This window comes from Chloracidobacterium sp. D (assembly GCF_018304685.1).
GTDB lineage: Bacteria > Acidobacteriota > Blastocatellia > Chloracidobacteriales > Chloracidobacteriaceae > Chloracidobacterium > Chloracidobacterium thermophilum.
In genome coordinates this window covers 510,196-536,934 of sequence record NZ_CP072635.1, presented here as the reverse complement: position 1 = coordinate 536,934, position 26,739 = coordinate 510,196, and the positions used below count along the sequence as shown (strand labels likewise).

The 26,739-nt window shown below is 61.5% G+C and carries 19 protein-coding genes; 10 read left to right on the top strand and 9 right to left on the bottom strand.

Annotated elements, in window-relative coordinates; genetic code table 11:
* The first annotated feature begins 230 nt into the window (after positions 1 to 230).
* A complete protein-coding gene (locus J8C01_RS13390; RefSeq protein WP_211432752.1) occupies positions 231 to 1,199 on the top strand; it encodes a hypothetical protein in 969 nt (322 codons plus the stop codon).
* 12 nt (positions 1,200 to 1,211) lie between these two features.
* Here J8C01_RS13390 and J8C01_RS13385 read toward each other — a convergent pair whose 3' ends face one another.
* The 5 genes from J8C01_RS13385 to J8C01_RS13370 form a co-directional block, all read right to left on the bottom strand.
* A complete protein-coding gene (locus tag J8C01_RS13385) occupies positions 1,212 to 4,511 on the bottom strand; it encodes a DEAD/DEAH box helicase family protein (RefSeq protein ID WP_211432751.1) in 3,300 nt (1,099 codons plus the stop codon).
* The gene (locus J8C01_RS13380; RefSeq protein ID WP_371821105.1) at positions 4,511 to 6,943 is read right to left on the bottom strand and encodes a DNA methyltransferase; all 2,433 of its coding nucleotides are present in this window, start codon (positions 6,941 to 6,943) and stop codon (positions 4,511 to 4,513) included. Before J8C01_RS13380 ends, J8C01_RS13385 begins: the two co-directional genes overlap by 1 nt.
* On the bottom strand, positions 6,944 to 7,726 hold the full coding sequence (locus tag J8C01_RS15675) for a hypothetical protein (RefSeq protein ID WP_371821104.1): 783 nt from the start codon (positions 7,724 to 7,726) through the stop codon (positions 6,944 to 6,946).
* 447 nt (positions 7,727 to 8,173) lie between these two features.
* Complete coding sequence (locus J8C01_RS13375) at positions 8,174 to 9,199, bottom strand: PHA/PHB synthase family protein (protein ID WP_211432750.1); 1,026 nt, start codon at positions 9,197 to 9,199, stop codon at positions 8,174 to 8,176.
* Between the two features lie 198 nt (positions 9,200 to 9,397).
* A complete protein-coding gene (locus tag J8C01_RS13370; RefSeq protein ID WP_211432749.1) occupies positions 9,398 to 13,708 on the bottom strand; it encodes a S8 family serine peptidase in 4,311 nt (1,436 codons plus the stop codon).
* Positions 13,709 to 14,146: 438 nt separating this feature from the next.
* Between J8C01_RS13370 and J8C01_RS13365 the strand changes: the two genes are divergently transcribed.
* From J8C01_RS13365 to J8C01_RS13355, 3 genes are all read left to right on the top strand, one after another.
* The gene (locus tag J8C01_RS13365; protein ID WP_211432748.1) at positions 14,147 to 14,461 is read left to right on the top strand and encodes a nucleotidyltransferase family protein; all 315 of its coding nucleotides are present in this window, start codon (positions 14,147 to 14,149) and stop codon (positions 14,459 to 14,461) included.
* A 147-nt stretch (positions 14,462 to 14,608) separates the two neighbouring features.
* Complete coding sequence (locus J8C01_RS13360) at positions 14,609 to 14,920, top strand: nucleotidyltransferase family protein (RefSeq protein ID WP_211423747.1); 312 nt, start codon at positions 14,609 to 14,611, stop codon at positions 14,918 to 14,920.
* On the top strand, positions 14,910 to 15,251 hold the full coding sequence (locus J8C01_RS13355) for a HepT-like ribonuclease domain-containing protein (protein WP_211432747.1): 342 nt from the start codon (positions 14,910 to 14,912) through the stop codon (positions 15,249 to 15,251). Before J8C01_RS13360 ends, J8C01_RS13355 begins: the two co-directional genes overlap by 11 nt.
* Before the next feature lie 117 nt (positions 15,252 to 15,368).
* On the opposite strand, the gene fahA is transcribed toward J8C01_RS13355, so the two are convergent.
* Positions 15,369 to 16,688, bottom strand: coding sequence for a fumarylacetoacetase (gene fahA, locus J8C01_RS13350; RefSeq protein WP_211432746.1), 1,320 nt, complete (start codon positions 16,686 to 16,688; stop codon positions 15,369 to 15,371).
* A 30-nt stretch (positions 16,689 to 16,718) separates the two neighbouring features.
* On the bottom strand, positions 16,719 to 20,075 hold the full coding sequence (locus J8C01_RS13345) for a DEAD/DEAH box helicase (RefSeq protein ID WP_211432745.1): 3,357 nt from the start codon (positions 20,073 to 20,075) through the stop codon (positions 16,719 to 16,721).
* A 263-nt stretch (positions 20,076 to 20,338) separates the two neighbouring features.
* Here J8C01_RS13345 and J8C01_RS13340 point away from each other — a divergent pair, with 263 nt between their 5' ends.
* The 6 genes from J8C01_RS13340 (at position 20,339) to J8C01_RS13315 (ending at position 24,056) form a co-directional block, all read left to right on the top strand.
* On the top strand, positions 20,339 to 20,590 hold the full coding sequence (locus tag J8C01_RS13340) for a hypothetical protein (protein WP_211432744.1): 252 nt from the start codon (positions 20,339 to 20,341) through the stop codon (positions 20,588 to 20,590).
* Between the two features lie 79 nt (positions 20,591 to 20,669).
* On the top strand, positions 20,670 to 21,080 hold the full coding sequence (locus tag J8C01_RS13335; protein ID WP_211432743.1) for a hypothetical protein: 411 nt from the start codon (positions 20,670 to 20,672) through the stop codon (positions 21,078 to 21,080).
* Positions 21,081 to 21,121: 41 nt separating this feature from the next.
* The gene (locus tag J8C01_RS13330; RefSeq protein WP_211432742.1) at positions 21,122 to 21,517 is read left to right on the top strand and encodes a tetratricopeptide repeat protein; all 396 of its coding nucleotides are present in this window, start codon (positions 21,122 to 21,124) and stop codon (positions 21,515 to 21,517) included.
* A gap of 76 nt (positions 21,518 to 21,593) precedes the next feature.
* Complete coding sequence (locus tag J8C01_RS13325) at positions 21,594 to 22,019, top strand: hypothetical protein (protein ID WP_211432741.1); 426 nt, start codon at positions 21,594 to 21,596, stop codon at positions 22,017 to 22,019.
* Positions 22,006 to 23,085: an EscU/YscU/HrcU family type III secretion system export apparatus switch protein gene (locus J8C01_RS13320; protein ID WP_211432740.1), complete on the top strand. Its 1,080-nt coding sequence runs from the start codon at positions 22,006 to 22,008 to the stop codon at positions 23,083 to 23,085. The genes J8C01_RS13325 and J8C01_RS13320 overlap by 14 nt, the downstream gene beginning before the upstream one ends.
* 320 nt (positions 23,086 to 23,405) lie before the next feature.
* The gene (locus J8C01_RS13315) at positions 23,406 to 24,056 is read left to right on the top strand and encodes a hypothetical protein (protein ID WP_211432739.1); all 651 of its coding nucleotides are present in this window, start codon (positions 23,406 to 23,408) and stop codon (positions 24,054 to 24,056) included.
* Between the two features lie 41 nt (positions 24,057 to 24,097).
* Here the strand turns inward: J8C01_RS13315 and J8C01_RS13310 are convergent, their stop codons facing one another.
* Positions 24,098 to 25,447 carry an O-antigen ligase family protein gene (locus J8C01_RS13310; protein ID WP_211432738.1) on the bottom strand — a complete coding sequence of 450 codons (1,350 nt, stop codon included), beginning with the start codon at positions 25,445 to 25,447 and terminating at the stop codon, positions 24,098 to 24,100.
* Entirely contained in the window at positions 25,447 to 26,724 is a 1,278-nt protein-coding gene (locus J8C01_RS13305) for a tetratricopeptide repeat protein (RefSeq protein WP_211432737.1), read from the bottom strand. Before J8C01_RS13305 ends, J8C01_RS13310 begins: the two co-directional genes overlap by 1 nt.
* Positions 26,725 to 26,739 lie beyond the last annotated feature (15 nt).

The window sequence follows — 26,739 nt, the reverse complement described above, 5'->3', positions numbered from 1 at the left end:
GACGAAATCCTTGCGGACGAACATGGAAACATAATCTATATTATCAGACTCTTAGACCAACTATGCCCCTCGCCCAACGGTCACTCACCGATGACATCGTGGGTATCGTGGGTACGGGTTTTCCTGCTGCACCGGACGTGGTAAACTGGCGTAAATCAACAACACGCCGGGGACTCCGGCAAGTCTGCTGTGATGGGACTCGTAGTGAGACCTTTTCCGAAGGTTGCGTCATGTCTGCTTCACCTGCTCCTTCCGGGCCGCCTCCGGGAAAGTGGCACCAGCGTTATCCGCGCCTGAAACGGGCTGCGAAATGGACCGGGCTGATGGCCGGCCTGGCGGTGCTCCTGCTGGTCACGTGGGAATGGGTGGTTCCGTTGAAGCAGAAGGTTCAGTTGGACGAATGGTGGTGTCGGATGCGCTCTGTTCCGTGCATGTCGGTGATGCCCTCCCTGACCGTCGAGATGGCCTTGGAATTTGACCAACGACCACCTGAGCAATGGATGGACCACCTTTTTTCCATCCCGCCACCAATGCGTTTTTTTGTGCTGCGCATCAACGATCCCGATACCACCCGGACACTTCTCACCCTGCTGGAAGAAAAAGCCCGGCAACGCTTCCCCCAGCAGGAAGCTGTGGTGCGGAGCCTGTTTGCCAAGACTGCTGAGTTGTACCGCCTGCAGGATGCACCGCCCAACAACCCCAACGCCCTCCGCCTGTTTCGGGAAGTGGGTGCAGACTGGTTGCAGGAGTTGACCCCGGAAGAAAAAAACCTTGCCCTGGCCCTGCACCGGGAGTGGTTTCACCCCAGTCTGCACCTGCGCCACCGGAACCAGGTGTGGATACTGCCCGCCAGTGTGCCCGTCATCAAAGGGTGGCTGGCGCGGTACGAAAAGCTCCAGGAAGACATTGACCCCATTCCCTTCAGCCCCTTTCCGGGTGATCCCGGCGCACCTGACTTTGCCACACGCTACGAAACCGATGGTCTTTTTGCGGCGCCGCGCCTGGCGAGTTGTGACTGCGCCACGGATGTGGACTGCATGCCGGGTTCGGTCTGCCGGATTCCCACACCTCCGGCCCAACCGGACACCTTTACCGTCTGCCATCTGTTGGGTGTGATTATCCCCTGCGAGGGAAAATGCGCTCCAGCACCAGATGGCGATGCCCTTCCGCCTCCGCCTTCACCGCCCCCTTCCCGCTGAAACGTCAAGGCATCAGGGCTGCCCGCCGGTTGCGAGCTGAAGAATCGTCTGGATGTAGCTGTCCCCGTCCTCATCCTGAAACACCACGTGGCGCCTGTTCATCTCGTCCTTCCCGATGCCCCACTGCCGGCACATCACATGCGACGGTGTGTTTGAGACGATAAAGGCCTCGAGCGTGATATTCGGGTCGCCCAGCCGCTTCTCGATCTCCTTGACCGTCTTGTAGAAGCTCATCCTGGGGTCTTCCAGTCCGACATTGCGGATACCCTTGGGATCAACGAAAGCAATGTGCTGCTTATCACCCACAAGCTGCCAGACGATGAAATCGGGGTGGAAGTTGCCGGCCTCGAAGAACCCGACACCACGGCCCCGGCTCAGGTTGCGCAGCAGGTACAGCTCGCACCCGTTAAAGAACGCCGGGTTGGCATCGTAGAACGCTTTCAGGTCTTCGACAAAGCGACGCTCGCCCAAGTTGAGAGGCACCGGCGAAATCTCAACCACGCTGCCATCGAGAGAGAGCAACGGCTGGTAGAGGTGCCGGCTGAACCAGATGGCCTTGATCCCCCGAAACTCCCAAGGCTTGAGGCTGCCTTGTCCGATGGCCCCCTTCAGCTCGGCCAACTTCCTGACAATCTCCTCCTGTGATTCCTCAATCAGGATGCGATAGCCGTATTCGGGGCCGCGCTGGCCGTTGACGCAGGGGAAGTTGGGATCGTCCGCGCTGATGTCGCAGTACTCCAGATGTGGCAACTCCCACTCGCGCCTGCGGAAGGTGTAGTAGCGCTCGACGTACTTGCGCAGCAACGCCAGCGCCACTTCCTGCCAGATGCGCACATTCCCGAACGAATCGAACGCCAGCACCGACTTCGGGATCAGCAGCCGGTACCAGGTCGTGTCCGCAAGCAAGGCGACAATGCCCGTTCGGGTCAGGTTCAGGTTGTGCCACCCGCGCTCAGCCTTGAAGCGCTCCAGATCGAAATACAGCCGGTCGAGATCGAGAAACGCAACGTGATGTGCGGTCAGGCAGTCCTGATTGGGCGTGCTGTCATCGTCCCCGCCCACCACCCCGGCGGATTTCATCGCCTGAATCTTCGGATACCAGTTGAGGACAACCTGGTTCTTCTGCAGGTAAGCAGTCGCCGGCTCGCGCGTTGGGTCTGGCGGATTGACAGTTGGCACCGGCCCGAGCCTGCGGAAGGCGTCGCCAAACTCCGTGCTGACACCGTTGATCACCCTCTTGAGGCGGATCGTCTTAAGCGGGCGCGTGCCCAGGTTCTTGACGATCGGCAGGATGATCTCGATGCACTCGTCGTTGGAAGGAAGGCCCTCCTCTTCGAGAAAGTCGCGGAACTGCGCCATATAGTCGGCGCGGATGCCGAAGATGTTCAAGGTCTCCAGCGTCCCGATGTGCTTCGGCCGCTCCAGCCCGGCGGGCAGCGTGGCGCGCGCACTGCGTCTGAGGCTCATCCCCACGCCCTTGAGCCGCACCCCCCGCCCGAAGAGCTGGATGATCTGCGCGCCCTCGCTCCGCCCCACGTTCATCAGTCCCATCGTGCTCACCCGCCAACTGCTCCAGCCCTCGGTGAACTTCTTCGAGCCGATGAGCACATTGATGGTCGAATCCGGCTTTTCCAGGCCATGAAACAGCGAGTCCTTGAATTCGCGCTCGCCGACGTTCAGCTTCTTTTCTTCGCAGAGCTTCACCAGTCTGGCGTCGTCGCCGACGTTGATGACGCCAAACGGATCGTTGTCGCCCACCCGCAGGGCAACCTCGCCAGCCGCACCCTTCAGGTTCTCGATGTACAGGGCCCCACCCGCCGGCGCGTTGAAGAGGGTGGCGAGGGTTTCCTCGAAGACCTGCTCCGGCGTCAGCCCACAGGTGTTCAGGTAGCTGAAGCGGCCCGCAAACAGATTCCTGCCGGTCGCGGTGACCAGCCCTTCATGCAGGACGCGGCGGATGCGCCCGATGCTTTCGGCGCGATTGGCCACGTACCGGGCGAGAAAACACAGGATTTCCACGATGTCCGAGGCGTCACGGTTGGCCAGTGTCGCCGTCACGCTGCCGCCCACAAAGACCCACAGCGGTCGCTCGATGTTGAACGGGCGAAATGCCGCCTCGTGCTCGCGGTGCAGCCGCTGTTGCTGGAAGAAGGCGAGCAGGCACGCGGTCAGATAGCACTGCATCCATTCCTCGTCGCTGTCATCCTCAAGATTCAGGATTTGGTAATCCTTGCCGAAGCCGTCGCCATAGAACCAGCGGTATGAGTAATCGAACAGCGTGCTGCGGGCATAGAGGTCAGTGAGCAGCCTGCTTCCCTTCACCGCCTGGCCGAAGGTGGCCGAGTATTCAAACGAAAAGCCCTTCTCGCACAGTGCATTGCGATACTTCATCCACGCGCCTTCGCCGCCGCTTGATGCGCCGCGGTGTCCTTCGTCCACCAGCACCAGGTTGTTGTCCCCGAAGGCATCCACCGCAACGGTCTTCTCACCCGTTTCCTCCTTGAGCCTGGTGACTTCGAGAATCTCCACCGCCTGTCCGGTGAAAAGCCCCCGGCCGTCCTTGTTGAAGACCTCGGCCTCGATGCCGGCCTTTTCAAACTCACGCAGGTGCTGCTGCGAAAGCCCTTCGTTGGGCGTGAGCAGGATGATGCGGTTCAGCTCGCGCGCCCGGCCGTGGGTCTCAAGGAAGCGCCGGTACTGCAGAATGTGGGCGTGCATCAGCAGCGTCTTGCCGCTGCCGGTGGCCATCCAGAAGGCGATCTTGTTGAGTTGCGGCCAGGCGTCGGCGTCCTCGCCCTCGTCGAGCGGCGTCACGCGGTCGGCTTCGTCCAGTCCGTGATTGAGTGCGGCAATCCGCTCGTTGATCTGGCGAAGCAGGGCGCGTGGGTCACGAAAGTAGGCGTCAAGGTAAATCTCCGTGAACAGCAGCGCCAGATACTGGAAGTACTTCCAGACGACAGGCGACTCGCCCCGGGTCAGGCGCCGTTCGTTCAGACGCTGCGTGATGGAGACAATGGACTGATCGTATTCCAGCAGCCGCTCGTCCGGCAGTCCGGGCCGGTTCTCTGCCGGCAAATGCAGGCACAGCGCGTGATGGAAACGGTGGATGTTGTTCGTGTCCAGCCCCTCCAGCGTCTCGCCGCGCAGGTGCCCGGCCAGTTGCTCGAAGTGCCCGACGCCGAACAGGTCAAGCAGCCACTGGTTGAGGACAAGCTTCTGGTTGAACGGCACGGAGGCGCGCACGCTGGCCTGACGCCTCTGGCCCGCCGCCGTTGCTGCGCCTGTGCTTCCTCTGGGGCGTCCGCGCGGCATCACACCCCCTCCGTCTCGAACATCAGGCGGAAGAAGTCCTCTTCGATCAGGCGCACCTTCCAGGTGTCATCGGGGGCCTTCAGGTTTTCGAGGTTGTTGCCGCCGTTGACGTAGATGAGGTCGAACTTGCTGTCCTTACTCGAATAGTCCTGCTTGGTGAACCAGGCGTCGAGAACCAGGTTGTCCTGCTCGATGCCCTTGAGAGACTCCCCGCCGGGCCGCGTACGCCAGATGATCAGTGTCTTGCGTCCATCGGGTGTCGTGCCCGTCACGGTGCGGAACCACCACACAATTTTCTCCCTCTCCCCGTTTGCTGGGAGAGGGCCGGGGTGAGGGGCAATCTGCATGAGCTGGCCCTTGAGGCGCAGACGCCCCTCGGTGTCGTGCTCGAACTCGGCGCTGAAGGTCTGCGGCGCAGCGAGGTGCTGCACTCTGAGGCCAATCAACCAGTTGAAGGTTTCGATGAGATCGACGTTCATCACGCGCGATTCGTCCGAGCCGGGGCGCTTGACCTTGAAGGCGTAGGCCGTGGGGTCGTCGAAAGCCTTGACATTGAGCAGCGACGGGCTGCCGCGCGACTCCACGTCTAGCATATAGCGCAGCAGGTACTGCTCCTTGAGCCGGTCCGGCCCCTGTGCCTGCGGATGGTCGAGCAGGCTTTGCTGCGCCTGCGTTCGCCTGAGTTCCAGGTTGTTGAGCGTGTCCTCGTAGGACTCAAGGCGCACATACTTGAACATATGGCTAATGCCCGCGCGGGAGACGGGCTTGCCGTCCTTCCAATCCTTGGAGTAGACCGCTTTCTTGATGCGGGGCACGAGCACCGTGTCGAAGTATTCGCCCATCTCCACGAGGATGTACTTGCGCCTGCCGCCGTCCTCGCGGTTGAGGTTGATAACCGCGTGGGCTGTGGACCCCGAGCCTGCAAAAGCATCAAGGATCAGCCCCTCCTTCGAAAAGAAAGTCCGCGCTTGGATAAGGTATGAAATCAGGCTCACCGGTTTCGGATAAAGGCCACGAGGCTCGATACCGAACAAGCTGGCGTATTCTTGAAATGCGGTCTCATTCGTTCCAATACCTTGTTCAGAACTCAAGAGCGTGGACGGACGTTTGAACTTTTTCGCTTGGTCGTGTCTCATGACGTTGAAGCCGAATTGGCTTGACAACAGCGGAATTGTTCCTAACTTAAGCTCTTTGCACAGCTTTTCTTGGGTCCAGACGAAAGGTCCTTCCACCACAATTTTGGTGGTTACAATGCCATTGGCAACCTCGAACGGTTCGATGAATGTGAGTGCTGAATCCCCTTCCCCTCTCTTGCCAGCCTGATATTTGCCATCAGCCAGTTTCGTACTGACACATCGCGGCGGAAATTTCAAGGTCTTTCTTGCGTTGGTCTTCTTTGCAAGGGGCTGGGTCTTTTCTGAGTAAGCTGCTTCTCCATATAAAACCAATCCGTCTTTCACTCGGCAGTAGGCCAGAACGAACTCCGTCATATCGCGGATTGTTTGTGACAAGTGACTGCCTTTGGCCTTCTTTACCCACGTGAATACTCCGACGCGCGTTTGGAGTAGCCGGCTGAGCAACTCGTTCAGGCGACCAAACTCGTGTTCGTCAATGCTCACCAGAAACAGTGCATCATCAGCAAGTAGAGGCAAGGTTTGATGGATCCGGTCGTAGAGAAAGCTGATCCAAGAAGATCTCTCGTAGCCGTCCTTGTAGAGGAACTTCCCTGAGCTTCGGTCGGCCTCTGTGTTATACGGAGGATCGTTATACACACAACAAATCTGCTGATAATATCGTCCTCGCAAAAGTGACAGCGCCTGAAAATTTTCGCTATGGATGAGAAGACCGTCACATTGCCTGTCAAGGTCGTCGAAGGACGCCAGAAGCCGTAACTTAAAGTCTTCGGGGAAGTGGCGGGTATCCAGCGCCAAGTAGGGGTTCGCCTTGAGGAACTCTACGGAGATCTCATCAATGGCAAAGAGCCGAACCCATTCTTCCCGCTGAGCATCGTTCTCGATGATTTCGTGGATTAGCCCCTGCCGCATGATTTCGTCTTGGATAGCAAAGATGCGGTCGAGGGTTACGCAGTACTGTGTTTCCACTACAAACTTCTTTTTGAGCCACAGCTTCTTCTGGAAGTCTTCGAGCTGCGAGAGAAAGTCGATGATCTTGTGGGCGATGCGGCGGATGACCTTGATCTTGGAGAGATACTGCTCGACGCGCGGGGCGGACTCGCTCTCCACATCATCCAGGTGCATGACCTCGTTCTTGATGTAAAAGTCCAACTCGCGCCGCAGGAAGCCGCCCAGGTCCTTGTGGATGAAGTAGTCGAAGGTGTTGCGCGCGGTGTAGCGGTCCAGATGGACGCGCAGGCGTGTGGCCTCGGACAGGGTGCCGTCGGCGCGCACATGCCGGGCAGACAGCAGCCGCACTCAGCCGGACAGTGACGGATCGCCGAGGCTCAGGATTGCCTTTTCCGCAGCAGTGTTCAGTTCCTTCTGCTTGGCCGGGTCGGGCGCGTAGGTGAAGCGGATCACCAGCTCGCCGTCTTCCACAGTGGCGAAGTTCTCCGCCGCCAGCTTGAAGCGGCGCTCCTTGCCGGCCTGCTCCTTGACGTTGCCGTGCTCGCCCTCGGCGGCGTCCACAAGGCGAAAATGCACGCGCATGGGGTTCTGCCAGTCTTCGGGCCGCAGGCGGAAGGTGTAGTCGCGCAGGTACTCGCTCGTCTTGATGTAGTACTGGTCGGCATTGGCCCAGTGCAGCTTCACTTCCTCGCCCTCGTAGGGGATGGCATAGACGCCCGGCCTGTAAACGCGCCGGCTCAGAAAATCGCCCTCGGAGTAGTAGCGACGGAAAAAGCGGTAGAGATGGTCATAGACCTCGGCTTCGAGTGCCTCCAGGTCCACCGCAGCTACCGCAGCTTCGGCAAGGCGTGTCCGCAGCTCCTTGACCTTGGGCAGCGTCTCCGGGTCGGCATCGAGCGCGCGAGCCTGTTTAATCGCCTCGGCCAGTTCCTTCTCGAGCGTCGCCTTGTCCGCCAGCTGGTACTGGGCAAAGGCGGCCTTGACCTGCGGCAGCAGGTCCTGGTCCAGAAATCGCGTGACCTCCTCTGCACGGGCGTGCAGGATACGGTAGATGCCGAAGTCGAGGTCAGGCTGATCAAGCTGGAATAGTTCTCTAAGGAGACCCTTCAGCTTTTCGTATTTCTGGCTCATTTCCGGTATCGTCCTCTCTTATTTGATTTCCTTGCGCCCATGATGCGCGCGCCTTAAACGACCGCCCAGCGGATGGTGAACAAGGTCTCGGTGCTGGTGCGCTGGGCGAGCCGCTTTTCAAGCTAGTCGACCAACTGGTCCCGTTTCTCCATGATTTCGTCCTCAATCCTGAAAATTTCCTGTCGCTGGCAGCGCTGCTGATTTCCGGGTAGGGCTTACGTTATCAGACAAACGTCTGCATCCCCCCCACCTCACGACACACCACCTGCCCACAACCACTTCCCTGCTCCCTCTCACCCGTCGAGAGCCGCCAGCTTCGCGGTCACACACGTCACCGTCACAGGCTTGTGGTCACCGCCGCCAAAGCTTCCGAAACCCAGTCTCCGAAAGCCCGTCAACCTTACTTACGTTATCAGACTAAGGAATTTCCCAGACCACCAACCCACCTCACCCCACGCGCCGCTCCCGCACCCACGCCGCAATCCGCGGCCACACCACCTCCACGGCACTCTTCCCAATGGATAACCCATGATGCCCACCATTGACCGCCAGCAGTTCCTTCTCCCGGCTCCCAACCCGCTCCATCAACGCCTCCGAAGATACACGCGGCACAACGTCATCGTGGTTGGCCACCACGTTGAGCACCGGCACGGCGATCTGCTCCAGCTTCACCGTCCGCCGCCCCAGCCTGAGTTTCCCCTGCACGAGTTGATTTTCCTGATAACACCACTTTACAAACTGCCGAAACGTCTCCCCCGGCAGCGAAACAACATCGTTGACCCAGTAATCAAAGGCCAGAAAAGTCTCCACAAAATCCTCATTGTCGGCATGCTGGAGCAAATCCACATACTTGGTGATGTTTTTCGTCGGCTTCATCATCATAAAGGTGGATTGCAGAAGCTGCTCCGGCGGGTTGCCGAACGTATCCACGAGCTTGTCCACATCAAAATACTCCCGGCGCGTCCAGAGGTTGAGTATGGCGTCATTGGCAAAGTCCACCGGCGTGGCCAGCAACACCAACCCCGCGACACGTGCCGGATGCAGCGCCGTGTACATCAGCGACAGCGTCCCACCCATGCAGTAGCCCAGCAGGATGACCTGCTCTACGCCGGCGTCGGCGCAGACGGATTCCACCACCCGCCGCAGATAGTGATTGACGTGATACGCCAGGGTGAGGCGGGCATCGCCGGCATCCGGTACGCCCCAGTCAATCATGTACACCGGGATGCCCTCTCCGGCCAGATACGCCACAAAGCTTTTGCCGGGCGTCAAATCCAGGATGTAGTACTTGTTGATGAGCGAATTGACGATAAGCACCGGTAAAGGACTATGCCCCCGTTGCTTCCCGGCAGGAGCGTAGCCAAGTACCCGCAACTTGTTTTCCTGATAGACCAAACGCGACGGCGTTGGCGCAATGTTCGGCTTTTTCCCAAGCTTCGCCAGCAGGCGCGTGAGGTGTGCCAGTTGGGTCATAATCGTGCCTGAATGGAAGATGCAGTGAGTAGCGAGTGGCGAGTAGCGAATAGCGAGTGGCGAATGGAGAATACCCCATCGTTGCCCTTCATTCTTCATTTTCCATTCGCCATTCGCCGGTACGGGCGGTTCCCCGTAGGGACGGTTCCCGGAACCGCCCCTACCACTCGCCACTCGCTATTCGCCACTCGCCATTCCTCACGGCACTGACACCGGCGGTAGCTTGGGCTGCCCGTCCCAGTTGCCAATGAGCGGCACATCCCCCGGCACACCATAGTTCACCCGTAGCTCTGGCGGCCCGGCCGTGTTCGAGGTCCGCAACTGGAACTGAATCGTCCCCCCAAGGCTGACCACTACACCCACCGTCGCAAATCCCTGCCGCGTCCAATCCCCAGCCACCGGCGCCACCACCGTCCCCGTCGTTGCCATCACAAACGTCGCATCCGCCGGGCCGCTTACGTTTGCATTCTTCAGCAAAAACTGCCCGTTGCTTGGTCGGTACAGCCCCACTCCCGTCACCGGGCTGCCAGCCACCCACCGCCCAACCACCGGCCGGTCTGTCGCCTGCGCCCCGGTAATCACCACCGCCAAGTCCGCATTCCCGGCCGTATTCGTATTCCGCAGGAAGAACGTCTGATTGACCGGACGGTACACCCCACACGTCACCGTCCCATTGCCATCCCAATCGCCGGCAATCGGAATATCCCCCGGCTGCCCGAACGCAAACGACACGTCCGCAAAACCACCCGTGTTGTTGTTGATGAGGAAAAAGGTCATCACGCCACCCACATTCCGGTAAATCCCCGGCGTGTCAATACCATCCCCGTCCCAGTCCCCGGCAATCGGCACGTCTCCGGCTGTCCCGTAGAAAAAGTCCTGGTCGGCAAAGTCCGAAATCAGCCGGTTCTTCAGGTACATATACCCGTTCGACGGACGGAACATCGCCATCCCAACCCCTAACGGCTCACCGCCACCACTGCCACCAGCCTGCGTCACCGTCACCACCTGCCCGGCCACCAGCACCGTCCCCGTCCGCGCCGCCCCGCCCGGATTGCGCCCGACGGCCAAAGTCACCGTCGCGCTTCCCGTCCCCGTCAGCGCCAGCCGCCGGTTCACATCCCCAAGCTCGCCGACCATCCGGGGCGTTACCACCTGTCCACTGGCCAACTGTGCCGACACCAGCTTCACCCACGGCGCATCGGTGTTGCGCACCGTCGCTTCCCACGCGCAGCCTGCACCCGTCGTCACCGTCACCGTCACGCTCGGTACGGCATCCCCACCCACGCTCAAGGTTGACGGGCTGACGGCATACTCACACAAAACGCACGGCCCACAGCCAAGCTGTGCCTCAAGCCGCAATCCAGGCGTCACATTGGGCTGATCGAACGAAAATTGTGTGAAGAGCGAACCACTTCCCGTAGCCTGGACGCCCACTGTGGCACTATTGCCATTTCCCGGACCGGTCTGGGCATAGCGGTACTCAAAGCGGTTCGTGCCTTCCTGGAGCACTACCGCCACACGGATTTCCTCTGAGGTCCCAAACCGTACCCCGCGCCACTCGATGATCCACTGCCGGTTGGGGGCGCTTCCCGTAACCTGGGTGAAGATGCCACTGGGTGGCCCCGACTGCTGAGCCCGGAGGTCAATGTCATCCCAAAACACGCAGAGCGCCGGCGCACTGCCAAAACCGAGAAATGGCAGCGACGTGTTTTCAAACTCACTTGCACCACCACCGGCCAGACGCAGAACGCCGTTCGTGTCGGCAGTCACCGTTGCGCCAGCAGCGACATTCGTCCCGTAAATGGAAAAGGCAAATGGGGCCGTGAGTGGAATCAAGGCATCGTCCTGCTGGCTGCCAGCAACGAGCTGCCCACCGGCGGGAATCGTGGCCCCACCCGATGGCGTAAACACATAGTTGTTTCCCCCGGTTGGCACCTGCACCGTGGTGACAAACGGGCTGCCGCCGCCGGTGAAGTTCACCGTCAGTTGAAACTGCACAGCCTGCCCACATGGCACTGTTGGCCCAAGCAAAAAGCGAAAGACCGGGCTGGGGCCGGTCACACTCTGCCCCTGCCCAATGTTGGCAAAAGTTCCTGTGCCGCTGAGGATGGAGACACCCGGCGTCAGCGCCGTCAAGGTCGCCGAAAGTCCCGTGGCCGGCGTCCCATCGTTGCGCAACCCAAGCATCAGACTGCCCTGCTCGCAGGGTTCAATGAAACCGTTGCCGTTGCCGCCGACCTCTGTTGCCATGACATTCGACACCGCAAGCAACGGCGTGGTTGGCGTGCTGGCCACGGCATTCCTGATGACCAGGGCAAAATGCTGGTCGGTCGTATCACTGTTGCCTGGAATCCCATCTCCGTTGAGTGCCGTCGCCGCCACCCGCACCACAACCGGCGTCCCCGCCGGCTGGGGCGGCAGAAAGACATTCTCGACGTTGTTCCGGTTGTCGGCATTGCCACCTGGCGTGGAAAGACCGTTGGCAAAGACGTTCCCCCGGTAGGTCTGTCCCCCAACCGACACGCTGAGGTCAAGGTCATTGACCAGCGCCGGGTTGGCGCCGGGCGCACCCGGCACATCCGTATAGACCAACGTCACCCGTAAGGGCTGTCCGCCGTTGGCCACCTGCCCGGTAAACACGTACGTCTGCCCGTTGTCCAGCAGCGGCACGTTTTCGTTGACATACACCGTGGGGACGCCGCCGGGAATGGAGTTGCGCAGGTTGATGCGCCCCCACCCTTCCGCAATGTTGGGAATCGGCTCCGTCGAGCTGCTGCCCGGCACGCCCGGATGCTCGGCATTCATATCCACCGCGCCATTGATAAGGGCCGCCTTGATGAGCGCTGGCGCCGGAAACTGCCCGGCATTTGTCGCACGCCACCAGCCGGAAAACACAGCGGCCGCCCCGGAGACATGCGGCGCGGCAAAGGAAGTCCCGCTGCCACGAATGTGAACGCCATCCCCCAACGGCGTACCAACCCGGGCCGAGGTTGTCTGTGGCCCGGTAATCTGCTGCCCCGGTGCGCAGACATCCGGCTTGATACGGCCATCCGCCGCCGGCCCACGGCTCGAATAGTTGGAGATAAAGTCTATGTTGGTGTTGGGAACGCCTTGAAAGGGCGGCAACTCCGGGCGCAGCCCCACCGATGAACCAACGGTGATGATATTTTTGGCCGCTTTCGGGCGCGTCAGGGTTTGCGGGCCCGGACCGTCATTGCCGGCAGAGAACACAAACAGCACCGGATCGATCCCATCCGCCTGCGAAGCATCACGGGTAAAGGTGTCGTACTGCGCCTCACGGGTGCCATAGTCGGTGGCAACGCCGGCGCCCCAACTGTTGTTGGAAATCGTCGCCCGAATGCCATTTGGCGGCAGTGTCGTGACAGTATCGTTGACCGCCGCTACGTCGCCCCCCTGAAAAGCTCCGCCCGTAATCAGCGGCACACTGACAATGTGTGCGCCTGGCGCAACGCCCAGTCCGTAGTTGTAGCCGCGTGGGTCGAGAATGTTCGGAAAGGGCGTTGTGCCGGCAATGATGCTGGCACATAGATGCCCGTGACCGCCGCGAAACGACTGTGAACTGTCAGCGCCACGGGGCGGTCCCGCCACGGCATTCGCCGTCGTGATGTAAAAGCCCTGCGGACCGGGAATCTCCACCCCATCATCCACCACCCCGACCGTAATCCCGCTGCCGTTGCTGCCAAACTGCGTCTGTGGGTTATAGCCCGGCGCGGCCAGGTTATCTATGCCGGTTCCGGTGTAGTTTCCGGCCGTGACCTGCGCATTGCGCTCGTCTTCGGGCATCGGCGTGACATACGGCTCAATCGCCATGACTTCAGACGCCTGTGCCGCCTGGATGACGGCCGCTGGCGACAACCGCACCCGCAGCACATCAAACACCGCACCCGCCGGCATGGTCTCCACCGTGATGACCTTGCCCAGGCTTTCCAACCGCTCAGTCGCCGTTTCCAGTCCCGAACGCTTGAACGTGGCCACAAGGTACGTCCCATCTGCGGACGGCTTTCCGGCTTTTCCGGTCAGCAGCCACTGCAACGCCGGGCTGAGCTTGTAGGCCGGCTGGTACAGCCCCATCCACCGGATGTACTCCTTTTGCGCTACCGCCTCACGGACGCCAGCCGGGACATACGCCAGGTATGCCTGATGCGGAATGTATTGCAGCGGCTCGATGCCTGCCTGCCGCAGTTCTGCCAGCCAGGCATCCTGCGCCCGTCCGTTGAACTGGACAATCTGGTAGCTGTCACCGGCGGCTTCCGTGAGATACCCGCCCCGCGCCGCCAGCGCCCGCGCCGGGTCGTCCTTCCTGGGATCAAAACAAAAACCCCCAATGGAAATGGTGAAATCCGTCGGCATGGCCACCTCTGACATGGTTACGGAATAGCCCCGTCCGGCCGCCTGCTGCCGAACAGGCAGCCCAACGGCGACGAGCATGACAAGCAAACCAACCAGAAATCCAATACACAAGCGACGGGGCGGCATCAACCGTGCCATGGGCAAGCCTCCAGAACCAGTGACAATAGGGAGATGTAATAAAAGCAGACGTTTATCGCCTTCGTATCCCACAGAGAGCAGGCGAATCAAGGCAAAGTCTGAAAAATCCTGGAATCAACTCTGGTTTGATGGCAGGACAGTGATAGCTGCTCGGAAATTCCCCTGCGAAGCGCGCGAGGAGCTTCTGTCCCGGATGCCTCGACACGTTCAGCGCCATGGCTGGCTCATGCCCGGCCCGCTTGCCCGCCTTGGCCTGAACCGGCGGCCAGACGGCGACTGGTTCGCACCATTTCGGCTTACCCCTGTTTTGTAGGCTGCCTTTTCCCTGGGCGGCGATACACCCCGGCAACCCGCTGTGATACAAGTTCCAGAGGCGTTGGAATTTTTCTGCTGGAGTATCGTAACGCGCACCTGAGTTGTGCCGGTGGAGAGGGTGTCATGCCATTGCCGATTCAAGCCCCAATGGAAAAGATCGAGGCGTTCTGCCGTAAATGGAAGGTGCAGCGCCTGTGGCTGTTCGGATCGGTTTTGCAGGATGACTTTGGCCCCGAAAGCGACGTGGACGTGCTTGTGGAGTTTGCGCCCGAAGCCAGATGGAGCCTGCTGGACATCTCTGGCGCGGAGCAGGAACTGAGCGAGATTCTGGGGCGTCCGGTGGACCTGGTTGAGCGGCAGTGCATCGAGCACAGCGACAACTGGATTCGTCGCCGTCACATTCTGGAGAGTGCGCAGACGTTCTATGTGGCGCGATGAGCAACCTTACTGGACATCGCCCTTGCCACCCGCCGGATCGCCGCTTTCGTCAAGGAATCAGACGTTACCGTCTGAAGATTCCTGCCGGAGATGGTAATGTTGTCCATTGCCAATCAACTCCCGGAAAACCCTGCTGGAGACATAGCCATGGCCCTGCGCATTGAACTGTCACACGAAGCGATTGCCGATTTTTGTCGGCGCTGGCGCATCAGGGAATTCGCCATCTTCGGTTCAGCATTGCGCGAGGATTTCCGGCCCGATAGCGATGTGGATGTGTTGGTCACTTTTGAGCCGGGTGTCCACTGGGGGTTTCATGACCAGTCGGAGATGACCCGTGAACTGGAGTCTTTGTTCGGACGCAAGGTGGACTTGGTCGAACGGCGACTGGTTGAGCAGAGCAGGAACTATATCCGGCGCAAACATATCCTGAGTCACCTGGAGCACATCTATGTGGCGTGACTCGGCTCTTTTGCTCGACATGCTCATTGCTGCCCGAGAATCCCGCGAGTTCTGTAAGGACCTGACCTGGGAGGTATTTCAACAGAGTTCCCTGCACCAGCACGCCATCGCCAAGGCCTTGGAGAACATTGGTGAGGCAGCGCGCAAGGTCTCCGACGAGACGAGAGCCGCGCATCCTGAGATTCCGTGGTTCCAGATCATTGGACTGCGCCACCGAATCGCCCACGATTACTTTCACCTTGACCTGACGAGAATGTGGGAGATTGTCCAACATGATGTGCCGGCGTTGATCGGGATGATTGAGCCACTGGTGCCCCCGGAGGAACCATGAAAGCACCAGAACTCGAACCACTGCCTGCGAAGCAGATGATCACGTGAAAAAGCTGTTCAAATAGCTTCCTTCCAGCAGCGTGACGCGCACCGGTCGTGCCGTACGCCCCCTTGTTCCCTAGCCTGCAATGCGCCCGCGGCACTCCCCAAAGCCAATCCGCCGGAAGCCATCACGCTTACAAAAGCCCCGCAGCGTCACTTCATCGCCATCTTCCAGGAAGCGGCGCGTCTCGCCGGACGGCAACGCCAGTGGTTCGCTGCCCCGCCAGGTCAGCTCCAGCAAACACCCCCGCGCGTCTTTCGTCGGGCCCGAAACCGTGCCACTCCCCAGCAGGTCTCCCGGCTGAAGGTCACAGCCATTGCTCGTGTGATGGGCGATCATCTGCGCCGGCGTCCAGTAGAGATCACGCAACCAGCTCTGGCTCAACCGTACCGGCGGCAGTCCCTGCTCCCGCATCCGGGCCGTTGTCAAATGGACTTCCAGTGTGACATCAAAGCCCCCGCCGGACTGATCAGCCTCATTCCACAGATAATCAAGCGGCGCCGGATCACCCTCCGGCCGCGCCATGGCCGGGCACCGGAACGGCGCCAAGGCGTCCCGCGTCACCACCCACGGCGAAACACTCGTGGCAAAACTCTTGGAAAGAAACGGCCCCAGCGGCTGGTACTCCCACGCCTGGATGTCCCGCGCCGACCAGTCGTTGAGCAGACACAAACCAAAGATATGCCCTTCTGCTTCGGCAATGGGAATCGGCTCGCCAAGCCGGTTGCCCCGTCCGACGAGAATGCCAACCTCCAGCTCGTAGTCGAGCCAGCGCGAAGGGCCAAAGACCGGCGGCGTTTCCGGGTCGGGACGGGTCTGCCCCTGCGGCCGCCGGACGGGCGTCCCACTGACGACCACCGACGATGCCCGGCCGTGATAGCCAATTGGAATGTACTTGTAGTTCGGCAGCAGCGGATTGTCAGGACGGAACATCGCGCCGACGTTCGTCGCGTGAAAGACCGAGGCGTAAAAATCCGTGTAGTTTTTGAACTCCAGCGGCCGGTGCATGGTCACAGCCGCCTGCGGCAGCAACCACGGCGACAACCGCGCCTGCCAGGCTGCGGTATCGGCCGCCCCCTCCCACAGGGCGTCGGACAACCACCGCCGCCCGGCCGTTACCGCCTCCGGCGGCAGGGCGCACACAGCCGCCAGGTCACCGGTTGCACAAGCCGCAAAAAACGCGGCGGCAGCGCCGGCTTCCACAGGCGAAAGCGTCGCCGCCAGGCGGGTCAGATCAAGCACCTGGTCGCCAATGGCGACACCCAGCCGGGGCGCTGGCTGAGCAGGTTCTGAAAAACGTCCCAAAGGCAGGTTCTGAAGGGGAAACTCCGTGTCAGCCGCGTTGGCTGATGCGACCCAACTCTGGCGGCTGGCGTCGTGGGTGAAATCAAGCATCGGTTTTGTTCCGGTTGGATGGCCGGCCCCTTATGAAAGCAACAGTTCAAGGTCGGCGCGTTCGAGCTGGCGCAGCAGGCTATTGTCGGCCGTAATGATGGCGTCGGCAAGCTCCCGCTTGGTCGCCTGCAACTCCAGGACTTTTTCCTCGACGGTATCCCGTACAATGAGCCGGTAGGCAAATACCGGACGAACCTGCCCAATCCGGTGCGCACGGTCAATGGCCTGGGTCTCCACGGCCGGATTCCACCACGGATCGAGCAAAAACACATACTCCGCCGCTGTGAGATTGAGGCCCTGGCCTCCAGCCCGCAGGCTGATGAGAAAAAGCTGACAGTTCGGGTCCTGCTGGAAACGCTCCACCCGTTCCTGGCGGTTGCGCGTGCGCCCATCGAGGTATTCGTACGTGATGCCGTCGGCGTCGAGGCGCTTCCGAATCAGCGCCAGCAGGCTTGTAAACTGCGAGAAGACCAGTACCTTGGAGCCGCTTTCGAGCACTTCCGCCAGATGCATGAAAAACGTGTCGAGCTTGGCGCTGGGGCCCTCCACCCGCGCCGGATCGAGCAGTCCCGGATGACAGGCTGCCTGCCGCAGCCGCAGCAACGCTTCCAGAATCTGAAGGCGCGTGCGCTGAAGCCCTTTGGTATCCACCAGGCCCAGCAGGGTCCGGCGGTAGTGGTCACGGAGTTCGTTGTACGCCTGGCGCTGCTCAGGTTCCATTTCGCAGTAAATCGTCTGCTCGGTCTTGGGCGGCAGGTCACGCGCCACCTGCTCTTTCGTGCGGCGCAGGATGAAGGGCCGCAGCGCGCGGGCCAGCAGCGGTTGCAGCTCGGCATCCACCGTCCGCCCGCCGGACGCCGTAAGTTGAAACACCGAGGCCGCGCCGAGCATGCCCGGATTGAGAAACTCGAACAGACTCCACAACTCCCCCAGGTGGTTCTCCACCGGCGTCCCGCTCAGCGCCAACCGGTGGCGGCAGTTGAGCAGGCGGGCGGCCTTGGCCGATTCACTGCGGGCATTCTTGATGGCCTGGGCTTCGTCCAGGATGACGTAATCGAAAGCAAAGTCCTTGAGCAGCAGAATGTCGCGGCGCAGCGTGCCGTAGGTCGTCAGAATGAGATCGTAGTCAGCAAACTGCTCAATGGAGCGCGCCCGACCCACGCCGGTGTGTTCCAGCACCCGCATCCGGGGTGTGAACTTCCCGGCTTCCTGCCGCCAGTTGAACACCAGCGACCGGGGTGCCACCACGAGCGAGGGCGGCAGGCCTTCGGTCTGCCGCCGTACCCGCCGGGTTTCGAGCAGCGCCAGGGTCTGCGCCGTTTTCCCCAGTCCCATGGCATCGGCCAGACAGCCGCCAAACCCAAACCGCTGCAGAAACAGCAGCCAGCCCAGCCCTTCCCGCTGGTAGGGACGCAACTCGCCGACAAAACCGGGAGGTTCCAGTGCCGGCTCAACACCGCTGAAACGGTGCAGTTGTTCACGCAGCGCCTGAAAGCGGGCGTCCACCCGCACTTCCGGCTGTGCCGCCAGCAGGGTATCCAGCAGGCTGATCTGGGCGCTGGAAAACCGCAGATGACCGTCTTCCACTTCGCCCAGCGTCGCCAGAAAGCCATACCGCTCGAACCATTCCTCAGACAGTACACCCAGCGAGCCATCGGACAGCGGGACCACCGTCTCCCCCTGCCGCAACGCCCGGAGGAGTTCCGGCAGGTGGGCCGTCGCCGTTCCAAAATCACAGTTGCCGTGCAGCTCGAACCAGTCCACCCCGGAACGGACTTCCAGCGCAAAACTCTGAAGTGGACGAAACAAACGCCCTTCCGACTCAATCCGCCACCCCTGCAGCACCAGGTCGCGCACCAGCGCCGGCAGACGTTTGACCGGAACCCGGTATTCCGGCGTTCCCGCCTGACTGCGGTCCGGGCGCAGACCCAACGCTCGCAACTGCTCAGCCGCCGCCCGTTCCCGGACAAGATCGCGCCGGATGAAGCGCCGCCGGGGAGCATCAAAGATGCCCGGCTGGACGCTTGTGGCTTCCAGCCAGTGACCTTCGTACTCAAAACCCAACGTTGCCCCCAACCAGCCCTCACCGGGACGCCCTTCACCGGCCCGCAGCCGCAGCACCGGCAGGGGCTGCCCCTGGCAGGTTTCAAACCGCAGGTCTTCCGGCAGTGTCACCGGCGGCAGCGTCGGCAACCGCAACAGCTTTTCCACCAGGTCGGGGCCGTCTTCGAGCGGAATCCGCACGGCTTCTGACCTGCGCAGCAGACCAATCCAGTAGAAAGCACCTTCATCCTGGAGCGGCGCAACGGAGACCTCCGAGAACACCAGGCCGCCGGCCAGCAGCAGCCGGGGCGCTGACAGCGGCAGCCATTCCTCCCCCCGGCGCAGCCCGCCGACCAACACGTAGTGCGGCGGCGTTTCCACCCGCTGGACCTCAAGCTGCATCCGCCACCCTTCCGGTTCCCACCGCAGCGGTGGACGGTGCACGACCTGCGCCGGGGCGTCGGCCTCATCCGCCATCTGCAACCAGCACCGCCCGGTGGCGCACAGCAGCGGCATGACGACCGTCAACGCCGTGGTGGGAATTCGCACCGATGACGGCACCGGTGCTGCATCCATTGCCTGCTCCCAGTCCACATGCTCCCGAATGCCGCTCAACAGGGCGAGTGCCTGCCGGTCCCGCTCATCGGGCAGGGTCGCAATCTGGCCGACGGTCAGGCCTGACGCCCGCAGCCGGCCCCATTCGCCATCGAGTTTGCGTGTGCGCGAAAACACATCCACGACGAGCATGCCGTGGGCGAGTGTCCGCGCCATGTTGACGAGGTAGAGAATTTCCTGTTCGGCGACATCCGTAGCGGCCAGACGGGCCTGCTGTCCAAGTTGGGCAAACCAGCGCCGCCACCCGGTGGTGGAGATGGCAGCCGGGGCGCTGTCCCCCCTGGAAGACACCAGGCCACCACCCGTTTCCTCGTCCGACTCATCGCCTTCATCCGGGCGCTCCAGCTCGGCCATCAACAGCCGAAAGGGCCGGTTGACCGGTGGCGCAGGTAGCCGCTCCTGCTCCTCGGCCAAGCGTACCGTCGCCCAGATGTGCTTGCAAACCTGCCCTTCCTCGAAATAGGGGCAGGTACAGGACACGACGAGCACATCATCGTCGTGCAGCAGCTCGACCCGGTAGGTCATCCGCCCCCGAACGTTGGCCGTTATCGTGTCGCCCTGGGCTTCGACGGCTGTCACCCGGCCTTCACGCAGCAGTGCCTCGCCACGCTCGCGCACCTCCGGCGCAAAGGCTTCGGCAATCCGCTGCGAAACGGAATGGGCAGCCCCATCTCCCGGACGGGAAGAAACAGGCGCGACGGGCAAGGCGGACGGCGTGGAACGGTTCATTGCATCACCAGGGTGGGCCAACCGACATGACCGCCCACCAAAGCGTAGGAAGATAGTCGGGCCGGTTGCGAACGACAACCATCCGGCGAAGTTTCCAGACTGAAGTTTCCAGACTGTCGTGGGTCATCTGCGCCACCCGCTGGCAGGCGCCACCCACTGGCAGGTGTTTGGCAGAAGCCCCATCCATCTCAAGCCGGCTTTGTGCTAGCATCGCGCCACACTGTAACCACTCTGTATCCTGTTGTCTGACGACCTCAAATCCCATGACGGACACTACCTTTCCGGTCGCGGAACTGCTGCGTTACCCAACCCTTGATGCCCTGCTTCAGTCGCCGGACAACCTGGCGGCGCTCCGCCGGCAGCTCGATGCCACCCGGCATGCCCTTGACCGTGCTATCCGGCAGGGCACCAAAGCCGAGGCCACGACCGCCTCACAGGCGGCGCAGGCTTGGCACACTGTGGGGAAACTGCTGGACGAGATGGCCACGCTGTACCAACAGCAAAACCAGACCTGACACAGGTTTTGTCCGGCTGCCAGTCAGCCGGTCCACGGCACCGGACGCAACAACGGCCGGTAGCCAACGATAACCCTGGATGAGGGAAAACCTCGATACTTGCGAAATCACTCAGGAGACCTCGATTATGCCGGATGCCATCATCAGCGGACTGCAACCTCCGACCACCTTACCATACAGCTATCAGCCAGCAGCCGTTCCAGGACGTGAGCCGGGGCGGTTTGGGCGCATTTTTGGCGGCATTCTCGGTGGGGCGCTGAATGTCGTTGCCCCCGGCGTGGGTTCCATCGTGGGTGGCATCCTGCGCGGCGGGAACCTGCCGGGTCTGGCCGATGCCGAAACCATGCTGGCCCAGCAGTACCACCAGCAGATGCAGCTTTTCTCCATCCAGAGCCGCGTCAACAGCCTGTCGCAGCAATTCCAGATGATCAGCAACCTGATGAAGGCGCGCCACGACAGTGAAATGGCTGCCATTCAGAACCTCAAGTAGTTCGGCCGCTTTACCGCCACCTGTCGGGGCCGGAGTCTGCAATGTCGGTTTTGCCCACACCTTCGGATGATGAACTACGCGCTGTTCTGGAGGCCGGTTTTCTCCTGCGCGATGTCATGCGCTATGACGAGGCGGCTACGGTTTTTCAGGGCGTAGCCGCCCTTCGCCCTGATCTGGAACTGCCGGTGCTGGGACTGTCCAGCGTCCTGATACGGCAGGGAGACCTGGCCCGCGCCCAAGAGTTGTGTGAGTCTGTCCTTGCCCGTTCTCCCGACAGTCTGCATGCCCAAGTCCAACTGGGTGAGATTTTGCTTTATCGTGGAGCACGGGAGGAAGGCGAAGAGCGGCTACGTTCCGTTATTGCGGAGGGCGGCGATTCGCCGCACGCCGTGACGGCCCAGGCGTTGCTCGACACCCTGGCGGCGCTGACCGAATGACCCACCTCTGTCCCCGGTGCTTTCAGCCACTTCGCACTTGCGCCCGGCTGTCTGCCAGACGAAAGGAGCTGCACCCATGAAAATCCGTCCGGGGTCGCCATTTGGTTCAGGTCCAACCTCATCTGAACCGGTCAAGAGCAAGAAGCGTGCCGGGGGACTCTTTGGAAATCTCATCGAGGGACTCGGCGAAACCGCTGAAACGGACGTATCCGCCGAAACATCCACAACCGGCAGCGTGGAGAACCCCGCCCGGTCGGCTCTGGCGGCTATTGCGGCGCAGTCGAACCTGGCCAACCCCGAAGAAGCGACAGCCGCCGTACGGCAATCGGCCCAATCCCTCCTGACGCTCAGTTTTTCGGAAATCATCCGGGAATCCCCACTCAGTGAACGGATGGCGGATGACTTGGCCAACCTGGCGGCCAATGACCCGCACTTCCGCCGCAAAATGCTTTCCATCCTGTCACGCCTGAAGACGGAGACGCCGTCCCATGTCGGAAAGTAGCGGAGAAAAGACCGAACAACCTACTCAAAAAAAGCTCGACGATGCGCGCAAAAAAGGACAGGTGGCCAAAAGCCAGGACTTGGTTTCAGCGGCGCTGCTCGTCGGGTCCATGGGCATTGTTTTTCTTCTCACCGGCAACTTCATCGGCGGGCAGATTGTCGGACTCACCCAAAAAAGCATTCAGCAGGCCGCAACCTTCAGGGGCGAGCTGGATATGGCCACGGCTGGTGATGTTCTGCTCGAAGGGCTGACTACCCTGGCCCTGACCTTGGCGCCGCTTTTTCTGGTGGTGTTCATTCTGGCAGCACTGGTTGGCTACATCCAGGTTGGAGCGCTGTTTTCAACCGAAGCACTCAAGCCGGACATGAACCGGCTCAATCCCTTCACGGCCTTTCAGCAAAAGTTTTTCAAGTCACGCACCTACATCGAGTTTGCCAAAACCCTCCTCAAGCTTGTCATTGCCACGGGCATTGCCAGCTACACCATTCTTGGTTCGCGGCACATGCTTCCGTCGCTGGCCCGGGTCTCCCCGGCGGAAACCAGCCAGTTCATCCTGGCGCAGATCGTTGAACTGGGTCTGGCCGTGGCCATCTGTTTCGTGGCGTTGGGGGCGCTGGATTTCTTCCTTCAGAAGTTCCTCCACATCCAGGACCTGAAAATGACCAAGCAGGAAGTGAAGGAAGAGTGGAAGGAGCAGGAAGGCGACCCGCACATCAAAGCCGAACGCCGGGCGCTGCACATGGAGCTGCTCAACGAAGCCAGCGCCCAGGCCGTCCGTGAGTCAGATGTCGTGTTGGTCAACCCGACGCACGTGGCCGTTGCCCTGCGCTATGACCGCAAAACGATGCAGGCGCCGCAGATTACGGCCAAGGGTGCGGACCTGATTGCCGCCCAGATTCGCAAGGTGGCCCAGGAAGCCGGCGTACCTATCAAACGGGACATAGCCTTGGCACGTGCCCTCTACGAACTTGAAGTCAACAGCGAAATCCCTGAAAACCTCTACGAAGCCATTGCCATTGTCCTGCGCTGGGCTTACACCGTCGCGGAAACCCATCCCCGGTCGTAGAAAGTGCTTCAAGGCGGTGGTCGTAGAAAGTGCTTCAAGGGTTATTCCTGACAACTCATCTTTTTCATTATCAGATGCAGGTAACTGACAGCGGAGGTCTTCTGCACGCCTGGTGGCCCCCACAACTGGCAACCCCCACCAGCCCACGGACAGCCACACCCTACAGGCGCGTCCCAGCCATACCGACAAAAGCCCTTTTCTCAGCCAGCCGGCTCGCTTACCATCCACCCCCAACGGCCAAATTCACAGCATCCGGGCGGCGTCCAGCACGCCCCCCAACGACTTACCCACGACTTTCCCCATCCCGGAGGCACACATCCATGCCAGAAGTCGGCGGCGTCAATCAGCGGCAGCCCCTGCCTTCAGCCAACTCAGCCGGCGGAAGCCACGAACGGGTCGGCGGTACACGGTTCAACCCCGTCCAGGGCACTATCGGTCAGCCGGGCGAAATCGGCCAGCCACGCGGACTCCCGGCCCCGGAAGTTCCAGGACAGAAAAATATCCTTCCCGATGCCCTGCTCGGCCGTGACCCGTCGCAGGCCCTGGCCGCCGAACAGCTCCGGGCCACCGGCGGCGCTTCAGCCACGGAAGAACTGCTCGGTCTCAACCAGCAGCCGACCATGCCGGGGACAATCCTTCCCCCGCTCGGCAACGACGTGGCACTGCGGCACCTCACCCCGACCATGCGCCGTGAACTGCTGCGCAAACTCCTTGACCGCCAGCAACGCAATGCACGCCGTCTGCTGGCCGTTCTGCCGCGTGACGAGGAAGAGCATGACCCGGAGCGCCGCCGGAGACGCGCGCTGCCGGAAGACATCCCCGCGCCGGAAGCCCTGGCCCTGCCCGAACCCCAGCGTCAACGGGCGTCCCATGAACTGCACCAGTCGCTGCGGCTGCTGGAACTCATTGACCGCCTGATGGCCATGCAGGACGAAACCCTCGCCCAGATGAGCGCCAGCACCCAACGCTGAAACAGCCCGGTTGAACCCGGTTGAAAAAGCCTGTTTGAACCTCAGTCTTCGACAGGTATGTCCGCCAATGGTTCCGGGGACGGAGTGGTTGTCGCCAGCGCCGCCAAAACCACGAAGTAGGCGGCGTTGGATGGAATCTGCCAGTTGAAGTCAAAGCAGGCGTGCACCAGCCCGGCAACGCATCCACTGAACGCGCCCAAGTGAACGTATGTCCATTCCATTGCCCGGCGCTCCCCTGACCGGCGGCGGAATCCCTGGCGCACCCGCCGGAAAAACCACCCCAGCCAGGCCATCCCCAGCGCAAAACCGACGAGACCGGTTTCGGCCAGCAGTTGCAGGTAGTCGTTGTGCGCCTGCTCGACGCGATTCACCCCGTTGGACGTATCCACCCGTGTGTAGGCAATCTGGAAGGTTCCCAGCCCGCTTCCGGTCAGCGGACGCTCGCGCACAAGCGTCAGGGTGTTTTTCCAGATAACATTGCGCGCCACCTGGTCGGCTGTGGCCGGCAACTCACCGGGGGCTTGCAGGCGGCTGACAAGGGGATCAATGCCCATCCACCAGACGCCGACGAGAACCCCCAGCGGAATCAACGACAGACTGCCCAGAGCCGCCCGTCGCCAGCGCCGTTGCACCCGCGCGGCGAGCGCCACTGCGGTCAGTGTCCCGGCAGCTCCGGCAATCCAACCGCCGCGTGAAGCGCATAGCGCCAGGGACAACAGCATGACCACCGCTGCCACCACGTAAAGCCACCGCACATCGTCTTCAGTCCCACGCCGCCGCTGGGCCGCCATGGCCACGGCCATAGGGGCCAGCAGTTCGATCATCCCGGCGTAGTGGTTGCGGTTGACAAAGGTGCCGAAGGGCATTCCCAGCAGCTTCCGCAATGCGGCGTAGCTTCCCTGTCCGATGAAGTGCTGCATGATGGCATAGAGCGCAAAGAGACCACCCCAGGCGACAAAGACGTAGGCAAACAGCACCGCCTGCTTTTCAGAAGCAAAGAAGTTGGCGCTGACGACGAACAGACAGACCATAGCCAGCAGATGAACCGTCGCCTGGCGGGTGTAGAAATCATCCACCGTCTGCACTCCAGGCACCGGCAGCCGTTGCACCAGAGCCAGTCCAATGACGCCCAAACCAATCACGGCCCCGGCCGTGAGGTTGACTTCCCGCTGTCCAAGCCAGGTCTGGATGCCCAGCACCAGCGTCAGCCCAAAAGCGCCGGCGTGCAGGATGAGGCGCGCCCAGCCCTCAACCGAACCAAACGGCATCGGCAGCCACACCAACCACAACAGGAAGCCGACAAAAAGCGCCGCGTTGAACCGGGAGGCGGGATGCGGCTCGTCCGGGGAATCCAACCGTTGGCGGAAATGGTGCGGTGCGGAAGATGGCATCAGCGCGCTTTGGAAATCACTTCGAGGGCAAAACCACCAAACCAGACCGTTCCCGAAATGGGACAGGTCCCCGGCGTCAGACACTCCGACGGGCGCAGGATGACCAACTCAACAGCGCCAACTTCCGGCGGAACGGCAAATTCACACACCACGCGCTGCCATGGCTGGTTCTCACGCCAGGGCGGAAGGGAACGCACACGCCACTTCGGATTCCCCACCCCCTGCAATTCCACGACCGGCGGCGCAGCCGCCACCAGGTCACGGCTGCGCACGAAGTAGGTCAGCCGATACGCGCCCGGCGGCAGCGCCAGAAGCTGACGGGCGTGGTAAAAGGCCGGGCCTGGCGAGTCATAGGCAATTTGCAGGGCATTGCCCCCAACCGGGACATCGGCGGCCCGGTCGAGCGCCAGCCGCGCACCGGCTTCATTCTGCTGAAAACGCCACTCAAAAATGGGCACCTTGGCCACCGGCTCACGAAAACCGCCGTCGTAGATGGCCGTCCGCACCAGCCCTGCCGCCTGCCGTTCGGGCAGGGCGGCCCACACCTGCCAGGCAGCTTCGTAGGCGCGGGCCGCCAGCAAATCCTGGATGAAAGCAGTTGTACGCTTCCGTTCCGGGTCGGGCTGCTTTGCCAGCACCGCCTGCCAGCGTTGGACGGCCGCCGCCACGCGCTGCTGCTGCACAAGCAGCCGCAGGTACTGGTATTCCACATCCGGCAGTCCCGGCGGCAGTAATGATTCGACATACGACTGGTTGCCCTTGGAAATTCGCCATCCCAGATCGAGCATCAGGATGGCCTGGGTTGGGTTTGAACGCAGTGCGCCCCGCGCATAGGGGGCGGCTTCCTCCAGCTTCCCGACCCGAATCAGGGCATTGGCCAGTCGCCACTGCGTGATGAAATGGTTGGGGGCCAGGGACTGGGCCTGCCGCAGGGTGCGCTCGGCTTCGTCCACCTGCCCACTGATAGCCAGCGTGTCGCCCAGCCAGCCCCACAGGCGCACGTCGTTGGGTGCCAGCGCCAGAGCATAGCGCAGATGACGTTCAGATTCCTGATAGTCGAGATGCTGCGGGTCTAACAGACAGGCCAGCCCCAAGGTACCCCAGAGACGTGGATTTGAAGGCGCGCGCGTCGCCGCTTGAAGCAGGTCTTCATAGGACGCTGGCGGGCGACGTTGCTGCCAAACATCATCGGCGGCTTCGTTCTGCCAGGAGAGCCAGAACCCCAAGCCGCCGATGAGCGTCAGGGACAAGCCAAGAATCAGGCGCTGCGGCTTCATGCTGTCAGCGCCAGG